The 12,086-nt window shown below is 69.4% G+C and carries 11 protein-coding genes; 5 read left to right on the plus strand and 6 right to left on the minus strand.

Annotation, left to right across the window (positions count from 1 at the left end; translation table 11 throughout):
• Positions 1–6 precede the first annotated feature (6 nt).
• The 4 genes from AB7V09_RS06410 to AB7V09_RS06425 form a co-directional block, all read right to left on the minus strand.
• A complete protein-coding gene (locus AB7V09_RS06410; protein ID WP_279014315.1) occupies positions 7–1,074 on the minus strand; it encodes a Gfo/Idh/MocA family protein in 1,068 nt (355 codons plus the stop codon).
• Between the two features lies 1 nt (position 1,075).
• Entirely contained in the window at positions 1,076–2,209 is a 1,134-nt protein-coding gene (locus tag AB7V09_RS06415) for a DegT/DnrJ/EryC1/StrS family aminotransferase (RefSeq protein ID WP_419143257.1), read from the minus strand.
• Positions 2,209–2,865, minus strand: coding sequence for an acyltransferase (locus tag AB7V09_RS06420; RefSeq protein ID WP_419143258.1), 657 nt, complete (start codon positions 2,863–2,865; stop codon positions 2,209–2,211). Before AB7V09_RS06420 ends, AB7V09_RS06415 begins: the two co-directional genes overlap by 1 nt.
• A gap of 220 nt (positions 2,866–3,085) precedes the next feature.
• A complete protein-coding gene (locus AB7V09_RS06425) occupies positions 3,086–4,489 on the minus strand; it encodes a glycosyltransferase (RefSeq protein WP_419143259.1) in 1,404 nt (467 codons plus the stop codon).
• Positions 4,490–4,742: 253 nt separating this feature from the next.
• Here AB7V09_RS06425 and AB7V09_RS06430 point away from each other — a divergent pair, with 253 nt between their 5' ends.
• Complete coding sequence (locus tag AB7V09_RS06430; RefSeq protein ID WP_419143260.1) at positions 4,743–5,459, plus strand: glycosyltransferase family 2 protein; 717 nt, start codon at positions 4,743–4,745, stop codon at positions 5,457–5,459.
• Between the two features lie 22 nt (positions 5,460–5,481).
• Positions 5,482–5,895, plus strand: a complete 414-nt coding sequence (locus tag AB7V09_RS06435) for a DUF2304 domain-containing protein (RefSeq protein WP_003787089.1) — start codon at positions 5,482–5,484, stop codon at positions 5,893–5,895.
• Between the two features lie 35 nt (positions 5,896–5,930).
• Here AB7V09_RS06435 and AB7V09_RS06440 read toward each other — a convergent pair whose 3' ends face one another.
• Positions 5,931–6,884, minus strand: coding sequence for a glycosyltransferase (locus tag AB7V09_RS06440; protein WP_419143261.1), 954 nt, complete (start codon positions 6,882–6,884; stop codon positions 5,931–5,933).
• Between the two features lie 119 nt (positions 6,885–7,003).
• On the opposite strand from AB7V09_RS06440, the gene AB7V09_RS06445 reads away from it, so the two are divergent.
• Entirely contained in the window at positions 7,004–8,278 is a 1,275-nt protein-coding gene (locus AB7V09_RS06445; protein ID WP_419143262.1) for an LCP family protein, read from the plus strand.
• A 15-nt stretch (positions 8,279–8,293) separates the two neighbouring features.
• Positions 8,294–9,790, plus strand: coding sequence for an LCP family protein (locus AB7V09_RS06450; protein ID WP_419143263.1), 1,497 nt, complete (start codon positions 8,294–8,296; stop codon positions 9,788–9,790).
• An 84-nt stretch (positions 9,791–9,874) separates the two neighbouring features.
• Here the strand turns inward: AB7V09_RS06450 and galE are convergent, their stop codons facing one another.
• Positions 9,875–10,864 carry a UDP-glucose 4-epimerase GalE gene (galE, locus tag AB7V09_RS06455; protein WP_003787093.1) on the minus strand — a complete coding sequence of 330 codons (990 nt, stop codon included), beginning with the start codon at positions 10,862–10,864 and terminating at the stop codon, positions 9,875–9,877.
• Positions 10,865–11,062: 198 nt separating this feature from the next.
• On the opposite strand from galE, the gene AB7V09_RS06460 reads away from it, so the two are divergent.
• Positions 11,063–12,067, plus strand: a complete 1,005-nt coding sequence (locus tag AB7V09_RS06460; protein ID WP_419143264.1) for an Abi family protein — start codon at positions 11,063–11,065, stop codon at positions 12,065–12,067.
• The last annotated feature ends 19 nt before the right edge of the window (positions 12,068–12,086 follow it).

The raw sequence follows: 12,086 nt of genomic DNA on the forward strand, positions 1-12,086 counted from the left end.
AGCGGTTCAGAGCGCGACCGTCCGGTTCTCGCTCGCCGAGGTCAGGACCGCCTCGACGACGTCGAGCGTGGCCACGCCCTCGGCCATGGTGACGTGGCGCTGGGCCACGCCTCGCACGGCGTCGCGGAAGTTCTCCTGCTCCAGGGCCAGCGGCTCGCGCTTGGGGATCGCGTAGCGGATGACGTCGCCCTCGCTGACGCCTCGGAAGGCGGCGACCTGGTCCCAGGTGGAGGCCACGGTGCCGTTGGCGTGGAAGGTGAGGTCCCCGGTGAGGGTGTCCGCCACGAAGGCGCCCTTCTCGCCGGTGACGATCGTGACGCGCTCCTTGAAGGGGGTGAGCCAGTTGACCTGGTGGCTGACGATGATGCCGCCCTCCAGCAGGCCGGTGGCCACCATCATGTCCTCGTTCTGGCGGCCGGAGCGGTGCGTGACCTGCGCGGCCACGGAGGTGTAGCGGGCGCCGGCGACCCAGGCGGTCAGGTCGATGTCGTGGGTGGCCAGGTCCTTGACGACGCCGACGTCGCTGATGCGGGCCGGGAAGGGGCCCTGGCGGCGGGTGAGGACCTGGTAGACCTCGCCGAGCTCACCGGCGTCGAGGCGCTCGCGCAGGGCCCGCAGGGCCGGGTTGCAGCGCTCCACGTAGCCGACGGCGCCCACCAGGCCCCGCTCGGCGAAGGCGGCGGCCACGCGGCGGCCCGCGGCGGCGTCGTGGGCGATGGGCTTCTCCACCATGGTGTGCACGCCGGCCTCGGCCAGGGCCAGGGCGACGTCCTCGTGGTAGACGGTGGGGACGGCCACCATGGCGGCGTCGAGTCCGGCGTCGATGAGGGCGTGGACATCGGGCAGGACCGGCAGCTCGCCGGCCACGCCGAAGCGGTCGCCGCCGGGGTCGGCCACGGCCACGAGCTCCATGCCCTCAGTGGCGCGGATGACCCGGGCGTGGTGGCGCCCCATGGAGCCCAGGCCGATGAGGCCCACGCGCAGCGGGTTGTCCGCCGTGCCCTTGTCGGTGAGGTGGTGGACCTCGGGCAGCGCAGTGGTGGCCTGCCCGTCGAGAGCGACGTTCTCACCCATGTCAGGCACCTGCCTTGACGGTGGCGGCCACGGCCTGGCCGATGCGCTCCAGGTCCGCCTCGCTCAGGGAGGGGTGGACCGGCAGGGAGAGGCACTCGCGGGCGGCCTTCTCGGTTCCGGGCAGCTCGAGACCCTCGGCGTAGTGGGACAGGGAGGCCAGGCGGTGGTTGGGGATCGGGTAGTAGACGCCGCTGCCGACCTGCCACTCCTCGCGCAGGGCGGCCTGGACGGCATCGCGCTCGGCGCCCGTGGCACCCTCGAGGCGGATCGTGTACTGGTGGTAGACGTGCGTGTAGCCCTCGGGAACGAAGGGGGTGACGACGCCCTCGACGCCCGCCAGCAGCTCGTTGAGGCGCGCGGCGTTGGCCTGGCGGGCAGCGGTCCAGCCGGCCAGCTTGGTCAGCTGGACGCGGCCGACGGCGGCGGCCACGTCCGTCATGCGGTTGTTGAGGCCCACCAGCTCGTTGGCGTACTGCTGCTCCATGCCCTGGTTGCGGATGAGGCGGCAGCGGCGGGCCAGCTCGGCGTCGGCCGTGGTAATCATGCCGCCCTCGAGGCTGGTCATGTTCTTGGTGGGGTAGAAGGAGAAGGAGCCCCAGGCCCCGAAGGTGCCCACGGGCTTGCCCTCGATGGCGGCGCCATGCGCCTGGGCGCAGTCCTCGAAGACGGCCAGGCCGTGACGCTCGGCGATGGCGAGGATCTCCGGCATGTTGGCGGGCAGACCGTAGAGGTGGACCACCTCGATGGCCGCCGTGCGCTCGGTGATGGAGGCCTCGACGCTGGCGGGGTCGAGGTTGAAGGTCACAGGGTCGATGTCGGCGAAGACCGGCACGGCACCACTGATGGCCACCGAGTTGCCGGTGGCGGCGAAGGTGAAGGAGGGGACGATGACCTCCGGGGCCCCGCCGGCGCGCTCCTGGAGCTCGCTGGCCAGGGTGGCCACGTGCTGGGCCGAGGTGCCGGAGTTGACGGCCACGCAGTGGACACCGTCGACGACCTGGGCGGAGAACTCCTCCTCGAAGGCCTTGACCTGGGGCCCCTGGACGACCATGCCCGAGGTGAGGACGGCGTCGACGGCGTCGCGCTCCTCCTGCCCGATGATCGGCTTGGCTGCTGGGATGAACTCGCGTGACATCAGTGGGTGACCTCTCGGATGGTGGTGGATTCGGAGCTGGACTGCGAGCCGGACCCGGCAGCGGGCTCGGCGTCGAACTGCTCGTACAGGGTCCCGGTGACGGGGCAGCGCCAGCGTGGGGCGCCGTCGGGGCCGGGGTCAGCGGGGGTGAGGGGCTCGCCGGCGCGTCCGACCCAGCCGATGCGGCGGGCGGGGACCCCGGCGACCAGGGCGTGGGCGGGAACGTCCTTGGTGACCACGGCGCCGGCGGCCACCGTGGCCCAGGCCCCGATGCGCACCGGAGCCACGCACACGGCGCGGGCGCCGATCGACGCGCCCTGCTCGATGGTGACTCCCACGGGTTCCCAGTCGGCGGCCGACTTGAGCGAGCCGTCGGGGTTGACGGCCCGGGGGAAGTGGTCGTTGGTCAGCGTGACCGCCGGGCCGATGAAGACCCCGTTGGCCAGGCGGGCCGGCTCGTAGACGAGGGCGTAGTTCTGCACCTTGCAGTTGTCCCCCATGACGACGCCCTCACCGATGTAGGCGCCGCGCCCCACGATGCAGTCCCGTCCGAGGACGGCGTGCTCACGGACCTGTGCGAGGTGCCAGATGCTGGTGCCCTCTCCGAGCACGGCTTCCTCGGAGACATCGGCGGACGGGGCGATGCGGGTGGCCACGGCGACTCCTGTGCGGGCGGCTCGCACCGCCCTGACGATCGAATGAGTCCGGGCAGCCTGGTGGCTGCCGGAAGCCGTGCCGCTCCGGTCGCCGGAGGCGGCGGCGCTGCACGACCGGCCCCATCCTAGGGGACTGACCCCCGCGAGACGACATCTCCGGCGCCTCTCCTCTGCGACGCCGCTGAGAAGAGGCGGAGGAAGACGGTCCCGGGAGATGACCTCAGCCCTCCAGGGCCACCAGGCCGTCAACGAACTCTCGGTACTGACGCTGCGCGTCCGACATCCTCGCCCAGGTGGCGTGGGCCTGCGCACTCATGGCTGCGTACTGGGCGTCACTGAGGTCCATCACGGACTCGACGGCGTCGGCCACCTGTGAGGCGGTGACCTCCACCGGGACGAGCCGGCCGTTCTCGCCGTCGTGGACGATCTCGCCGGTCCCACCGGCGGCGGTGGCCACGACCGGCATGCCCGCCGCCTGGGCCTCCATGACGGCCACCGGGACGCCCTCACCGTCGGAGCAGTTGAGGAAGCAGGCGAAGTCGGTGGCGGCATAGAGCTCGCGCACCTCGCGGTTGGTCAGGTGCCCGGTGAAGGTCACCGGGCTCGAGTCGATCAGCTCCTCGGCCCGGGCGCGCATGGCGGCCAGACGGTCGGCGTCGTTCTCGCCGATGTGGGTCCAGGAGACTCTCCGACCGCGTCGCTCCAGCTCGGCGACGGCCTCCACGATGAGGTGGACCCGCTTGTAGGGGGCCATGTGCGAGCAGGAGACCAGTTGGAAGGGCTCAGTCCGGTGACGCTCGTGGCGCGGAGCGGGCGGCACCCCCAGCCGGCGCACCTCGATGTTCCGGGCCTCGGGAAAGCGCCGGTGCAGGAAGGAGGCCGCGTAGTCCGAGATCGGATAGACCCGGTCCACGGCCCGCATGACGAAGGCGCGTGAGGGGATGTAGCCGCGGGGGGCGTCGGCCTCGTCAACGTCGTAGGCATGCGCTCGCGAGACCACCGTCACCGGGCGCCTTCTCAGCTCCCGACGCCGCAGCATGCCGCCCAGTGCCGCCCCGGTGAAGAACCAGTACGAGTAGATGGTCAGGTGCCCCGTCCCCTCCAGCCCCAGGCTCGGCAAGAGCCGACGCATTCGTCCGTACGCGCTCAGGGCGATCGCCGCGAAGCGCACATCCATGCCGAAGCGGCCGAAGCTCTTCCACACCGGGGTCTCCACCATGCGCTCGCGGCCCAGCAGAATCTGCGGGGCGCGCAGGAGGGCCTGGAGGCGCCAGTCGGCCAGCCGCGAGGCGGGCAGCAGGGCGCAGCGGGCATTGGCCGGCAGGTCGCGGGTCTGACGGGCCCCCTGGCTCAGGCGCATCGGGACGATGACGACCTCGTCGTATGCGGCGCACAGGGTCTCGATCTCCTGCTCGAGGAACTCCTCCCCCACCTCATAGGGGAAGGCGTCGGTGAGCAGGAGCAGACTGCGCCGGCCCACCGCCCCAGCACCCCTCGGGGACGCGGCCGCCGCATCCGCACGGCCGGGCGCGCTGCCGGCGCCACCGGCACCATGAGCGCCGTCACTCCCCTCCCGGCTGGAACCCGGAGGGACATCGGCGGACGGGGCGATGCTGGTGGCCACGGCGACTCCTGTGCGGACGGCTCGCACCGCCCTGACGATCGAATGAGTCCGGGCAGCCTGGTGGCTGCCGGAAGCCGTGCCACTCCGGTCGCCGGAGGCGGCGGGCACTGCACGACCGGCCCCATCCTAGGGGACCCACCCCCGCCAGACGCCGCCCGGGCACGCCCCGAAGGAGACCTACCCCACCAAGGCCAACCGCCCCCGCCTCCCGCAAGAGGGCTGGCGCCCTCTGTTCGCGTGCAAGAATGCGGTGGTGACTACCTCCACCGCATCGCAGACCGGGGAGCCCACCCCGGCGCTCCCGGTCACCGACACCTGGCTCGTCATTCCCCTGTACAACGAGGCGACCGTCGTGCGCGAGGTCATCTCCCAGGCCCGCACAGTCTTCCCCCATGTCGTTGTCGTCGACGACGGCTCCAAGGACGCCTCTGCCCGGGAGGCGGCCGCCGCGGGGGCCGTGGTCGTGCGCCACCCGATCAACCTCGGCCAGGGCGCAGCGCTGCAGACGGGCTTCTCCTACGTGCTGGAGAAGACCAATGCCGACTACGTCGTCACCTTCGACGCCGACGGCCAGCACTCCACCACGGACGCCGCCGCCATGGTGGCCGCGGCGCGAGCCGAGAATCTCGCCGTCGTCCTCGGCTCGCGCTTCCTCGAGGGTCCCTCCCCGGTGGGGTGGCTCAAGCGGATGGTCCTGCGCACGGCGGCGGCCGTCAGCTCGCACACCTCCGGCATGCGCCTGACCGACGCCCACAACGGCCTGCGGGTGCTCCGCCGCGACGTCCTGGCGCAGCTCGACCTCAGGCAGAACCGGATGGCGCACGCCAGCGAGATCATTCGCCAGATCGGCGCCACCGGCATGCCCTGGCGCGAGTTCCCGGTGCACATCGTCTACACCGACTACTCCCGCGCCAAGGGCCAGTCCCTGTGGAACTCGGTCAACATCCTGGTCGACCTGCTCTTCTCCTGAGCCCGCACGGAAGGCACAGCCCATGATTCATCAGTTCGCCACCCGGGTCACGCCGATCACGAACCACCAGTTCTACATCCAGGCCGCCCTGATCCTGGCCGTGATCGCCGTCGGCTGGATGATGCTGCGCACCCCCGGCGGGGCCCGCCACATGGCCGCCCGCAGGCTGGTCACCCTGGCCTTCGTAGCCTTCGCCGTCTTCAACATCACCTTCCCCTGGGTGATGAGCTCGATCGCGCACCGGATGGGAGTCGGGCGAGGAACTGACTTCCTGCTCTACGCCCTGGTCATCGCCTTCCTGGCGCAGATCCTCTCCTCCTTCAGACGCAACAGCGCCAGGGAGCGGCAGATCACTCACCTGGCTCGCCGCATCGCCCTGGACAACGCCCCCGAGCCCCCTGCCGGCGCGCGGCTCACCGCTGAGACTGACGACTGACCCCGAAACGCCCGGAGAGCAGCGGGCACTCCCCCTCAGTTCCGGGAGGCGCGGACCTCGAGCTCCTCACGCAGGCGCAGCCCGCCGGTCAGCAGCCAGCGCACCGGCGCCTGCCACGGGGCGCTGTAGACGCCGTTGAGGTAGTGGCGGGCGGAGGCGTGGTGCGCCCGGATCATCTTCTCGGGGCGGGCCTTCCAGCTGGCCCCCTGCTCGTGGACGACGACGGAGTCCGACACTTGCACGTTGAGCCAGCCGGCCCGTCCGACCCGCTCCCCCAAGTCCACGTCCTCGAAGAACATGAAGTAGTCGTCGTCGAAGCCCTCCAGGCGCCTCCAGGCGGCGGCGGGCAGCAGTAGGCAGGCTCCCGAGAGCCAGCCCACCGTCCGCGACCCGCCCGAGCCGCCCTGATCGGCGGTGTGATAGGCGGCGGAGAAGGGGTTGGCCGGCCACATCCGGCCCAGGACGGCGTGCCCGGCCCCCTTGACCAGGGAGGGCAGGGCGCGCCCGGAGGGGTAGACGGTGCCGTCGGGGTTGAGCAGAAGGGGCCCCAGGCAGCCGGCCGCCGGGTTGGCCAGGCCCGCATCAATGAGGACGTCGAGGCTCCCGGGTCTCCAGACGAGATCGGGATTGGCCACCACGATCCAGTCCTCCTCCAAATCCGCGGCCGCCAGGTTGGCACCCGCCCCGTAACCGAGGTTGGTGCCGTCCCCGACGACGCGCGCCCCGTGTCGCTCGGCGGCAGCAGTGACGACGTCGTGCTCGGTGCCGTTGTCCGCGATGACGACGACGAGCCTGCGCTCCGTCGCCGCGGCCAAGGAGGCCAGGAAGCGCTCCAGCTCCTCACCCGGGTTGAAGGCGACCGTCACCACTCGCACGCTCTGCCCGTCGGGTGCAGGGGCCCGGGCCCCCGAACGCTCCCCTACCTGATCCGAAGCACTGACGGGAGCGGCCGAGGCACTGGTCGGCGTGGGTTTGGCAACACTGGTCACGGACAGAGCCTAGCCCTGTTACCCATGTGAGGGGCTTCACCCGGCATTGGGTAAATCTCATGTAACAGGTGTAGGCAGACCCATATGGTTTAGCAGTCTCGTTCCCTATGATCGCTTCCGTGCCTCAGTTCAGTAAGCCGAATGCGCGACACTCCTCCAAGGAACTCGGACGCCGCCTGGCCCGGCGAGTGGGACTCAGCCTGCTCGCGGTGACGATCTTCGTCGTCTCCGCCGCGGGCTTCGCGTGGCACAACATCCAGTCGCGGATCGCCTGGTTCAACATCGACAGCCTTCTGACCGAGGAGGATCGGCCCGGCACCAAGCCGCCGGACAGCTACGAGGGCCGAGCCGTCAACCTCCTGATCCTGGGCACCGACTCGCGCGCGGGGAACAACAACGTCGACGGCTCGCAGGGCGACGACGAGGTCTCCGTGGCCCGCTCCGACACGGCGCTGGTCATGCACATCTCCGCCGACCGCAAGCGCGTCGATGCCGTGTCCATCCCCCGCGACACCCTGGTCGACATCCCCGAGTGCACGACCCTCGACGGCGGGAAGACCGACTCCAGCGAGGACGCACCGTTCAACTCCGCCTTCGCCAACGGAGCCGGCAGCAGCAGCGACGACAAGAAGGCCGTTGCCTCCGGAGCCGCCTGCACCCTCAAGACCGTGGAGAAGCTGACGCACGTGCGTATCGACGACTTCGTCGTCGTCGACTTCTCAGGCCTGTCCAAGGTGGTCGACTCCCTCGGCGGCGTCCACGTGCAGGTCGATGAGGCCATTGACGACTCCGAGTACACCGGTTTCAAGCTCGATGAAGGCTGCCAGAAGCTGAACGGCGAGAACGCCCTGCAGTACGCCCGCGTCCGGCACGGGGTGAGCGACGGCTCGGATCTCTCCCGTATCACCCGTCAGCAGAACCTCATGCGAGCCATGGCCTCCAAGGCGCTGTCCTCCAGCCTCCTGACGCAGTCCGGCTTCCTGACCTCCACCCTGGAAACCCTCACCACGTCCGAGCGCATCGGTCAGATCGGCAACCTGTCGGGCCTGGCCTACTCCATCCAGGGCGTGGGCGTCGACAAGATCAACTTCGTCACCATGCCGAACCAGCCCGCAGACAACCCGAACCAGGTGGTCCCCGCCGAGGGCGCCAAGAAGGTCTGGAAGGCCCTCGAGGATGACAAGCCCATCCCCTCCGACACCTCGGCACCCGCCTCGTCGGACTCGAGCGCCACCGCGGACGGCTCCGCCTCGGAGAACACTGACGAGTCCTCGGAGTCCTCCGAGCCCTCCCAGCCCACCCCGACGCCGGCTCCGTCCACCCAGGCGCCCAAGGCGAGCACCCCCCAGCAGCAACCCGCCGCGAAGCCGACCACCTCTGCCTGCCCCGCCTGAGGCAGAATCAGTGGTGTGACTCCGACAGACGACTCACTACCGCCCTCGATCACCCCCGGCTCCAGCGGAGGCAGGCCTCAACGCAGGCAGCGTCCCATCGATGCTGTCAACCAGCGCAGCCGCGAGCGCGGGGAGGCGTCCGGCGGCGAGGCAGTCGCCCAGCCCACTGACGTTGCCGGTGGCGCCCCGCGCCGCCCGTCATCAACCGCTGCCCGCCGCCCCCAGCGGCACTCGGTCCTGGGCCGTCAGGACGGCGACCAGCCGGCCTCGGCTCAGCCCGCCTCCGCGCGAGAGGGGCAGCAGCCGCCGTCGGTCCAGCCCCGTCGCCCCTCCGCCCCGTCTCAACGGGGCAGCCACGCCCGGACCGGGTCGAGTGCGATCCCCCTGAAACCGGACACCGACGGAGGCAGCGGCACAGCCGGGCCGGAGCGCACGCAGGCCTTACCCGTGCGGCGCGGAACCTACCCCGTGGGCTCCGCGGGCCGGCAGTCGCCGCAGGAGCCCGCTGCAGGTGGACCCTCACTCACGCCCCAGCGTCCGCAGCGGCCGCAGCGCACCCGTCCCAGGTGGCGCCGGATCGTGGGCTGGACGGTCGTCGTCATCGTTGTCGTCCTGGCTCTCATCGCAGCGCGGGTCGCCTGGCTGTGGAACGACGTCTCCTCCCAGCTCCATCGCGTCGACGCATTGTCCGGGGCGGCCAACACTCCGGGCGAGACCTGGCTCATCGTGGGCTCGGACGCGCGCGGAGGTGCTGTCCAGGACGAGACCGAGGGGGCGCGCGCCGACTCCGTCATGCTGCTGCACAAGGCGGAGAACGGACAGACGAGCCTGACCTCCCTGCCTCGCGACACCTTCGTGGACATCCCCGAGTACGGGGAGAACAAGATCAACGCCGCCTACTCCTTCGGCGGCCCCAAGCTGCTGGTCCAGACCGTGGAGAAGCTCTCCGGGCTGACCGTGGACCACTATGTGGAGGTCGGCATGACCGGGGTGTCCCAGATGGTCGACGCCGTCGGCGGGGTCAACGTCTGCCTGGACTACGACGTCGCCGATGAGGACTCCGGCCTGGTCTGGGACACCTCTCAGGGCACGTGTCAGACGGTGGACGGGACGAAGGCGCTGGCCTACTCCCGGATGCGCAAGTCGGACCCTACCGGTGACGTGGGTCGCGGTCAGCGCCAGCGCGCCGTCATCTCCGCAGTGGTCTCCAAGGCGGCAGCGCCGTCCACCGCCTTCTCCTTCTCCCGGCAGGACGCGCTGGTTGACGCCGGTACGAACGCGCTCACGGTGGATCGCAGCGCCGGCACCATGAGCATCGCCAAGATGGTGCTGGCCTTCCGCTCCGCCTCCGGTGGCGGTCTGACCGGAGCCCCGCCCATTGAGGATCCCGCCTACTCCCCCGAGGACGCCGACATCGGCGAAACGGTGCTGCTGCGGGACACGACCGCACCGGACTTCTTCTCCAAGCTGCGCGACGGGAGGCTGACGGCGGCGGACTTCAACCAGTCCTGACGCTCAGTCACCGAAGACGAACACGTGCGGGCCGGTTCCCCGGGAGAGGGGGAACCGGCCCGCACGCCGTGGTGCTGGGACCACTCAGCCGAAGTGGGGCCGGTTGGGGTCGGCCTGCCAGGAGGTGTAGGAGGAGGCGACGATGTCGTCCAGGTCGTGCTCGGCCCTCCATCCCAGGACCTCACCGATGCGGGTGGCGTTGCCGATGAGCTGGGGCGGGTCGCCGGCGCGGCGGGCGAGCTCCTCGGGCTCCAGGTCCAGGCCCGTGGAGGCAATGACCTTGGAGACGACCTCGCGCACCGAGGCGCCCTGGCCGGTGCCGACGTTGAAGACGTGCTCGGCCATCTCCTGGCCGCCGGCCAGGTAGTCCAGGGCGGCGATGTGGGCGACCGCCAGGTCCTTGACGTGGATGTAGTCGCGCACGCAGGTGCCGTCGGGGGTGGGGTAGTCGGTTCCGAAGATCTTGGGGGTCTCGCCCTTGGCGAGCCGGTCGAGGACCATGGGGATGAGGTTGAGGGTGGCCATGTCGCCCAGGTCGTCCCAGCCGGCTCCGGCGACATTGAAGTAGCGCAGGCCGGCCCAGCGCAGCCCCCAGGCCTTCTCGGCGTCGGCCATCATCCACTCCCCGATGAGCTTGGTCTCTCCGTAGGGGTTGATGGGGCGGCAGTCGATGTCCTCGGGAACGACCTCCACCGGGGGCATGCCGTAGACGGCGGCCGAGGAGGAGAAGATCATCTGCTTGACGCCGGCGGTCTCCATGGCCAGCAGCATGTTGGCCAGGCCGCCGACGTTCTGCTGGTAGTACCAGGCGGGGCGCTCGACGGACTCGCCCACCTGCTTGCGGGCGGCGAAGTGGATGACGGCGGTGACGCCGTGCGAGTCCATGACCTCGGCGAGGGTCTGGGGGGCCTGGCCGCTGGCGACGTCGAGCTCGACGAGGGAAGCCCCCTTGACTCGCTCCGGCGTCCCGTAGGACAGGTCATCGACGACGACGACCTCCTCCCCGCGCTCGAGGAGAAGTCGGACCACGTGCGCGCCGATGTAGCCGGCGCCTCCAGCAACGAGAATGCTCATGCCCCCAGTCTACCCACGCTCGCTCAGAAACGAACAGAAACGAACGCGAGATCCACGCGTCAGTGCGTTCCTCACCCAACACCCCGCACACTTGGTACGCCGGTGTACACTGACACCACAACACCCCCCAGGCCTCTCGCTCGCCAGAGCACGCCCAAATCGGGGGGTTTTTACACGCCACCACCTTACCATTGGAGGATGAATCCTCCAGGTCAACGTTACGATAAACCAGCACTCGACGAGAACGAGCTCATTGAGCGTTACATTGAACGCGGACTCATCATCACGGACCGGAATCGCGCTGCCAGATACCTCCGACACATCGGATACTATCGACTCTCGCCCTACACAATCCCCTTCCAAGCCGACCGAACCACCCACTCCTTCAAGTCGGGCACCACCTTCGACGACATCCTCTATATCTACGTGTTCGATCGCCAGCTGCGCCTCCTGACAATGGACGCCCTTGAACGCGTCGAGGTCGCAGTCCGCGCCGCAGTGTCCAACACGATGTCAACACACGGCGAAGGCGGAGCCTTCTGGTACCAAATCGCCTCCAACTACCAAACCCGCAAAGGTCACTCCGCAACGGTTGAACGCGTCGAGCACCTCACAGAACGCGAACGGCAGCGCACCCCCTCAGATCGCGGCGAGCAGGTGGATCACCTCCACTACCCTGATGCCCTCTCGCACTACCTCGCCACCTACTCGTCTCCAGTGACACCACCGTCTTGGCTGGTCATCGAGCTGCTCACCGCTGGCGAGCTTCATCACCTTTACACCGACCTGACCCTCAGGTATCGCAAGAAAATTGCGAGAGAGCTCAACCTCCCTGACCAGGTGCTGCAATCCTGGCTCAAGACCTACGTGAGGGTACGCAACATCTGCGCCCACCACGGACGTCTCTGGAACAGGTTCCTCGGCGTATATCCAGTCATTCCAAGAAGCCCGACCGTCCGTTGGCTCACCGATCGCAGCACCTTTGATACCGGCAACCCAAGAGCCTTAGAACGAAAGAGGTTCTACCCTGTTCTCGTCTCTCTTCAGTCGATCTTGTTCACCATCAGCCCACACTCAACGTGGGCTCTGAGAATGCACTCTCTTTTAGGCGAATATCAACGCGTCCCACTGAATGCCCTGGGAATGAAAGCCGACTGGGACGCCGATGAGTTCTGGCAAGAGGCCTTCAAGGCCGGCTCCTGATACAGCCAGCGACCTTCGC

Origin of the sequence: Actinomyces sp. SKVG-SVH-4(1) (assembly GCF_048514265.1) — a bacterium.
Lineage (GTDB): Bacteria > Actinomycetota > Actinomycetes > Actinomycetales > Actinomycetaceae > Actinomyces > Actinomyces oris.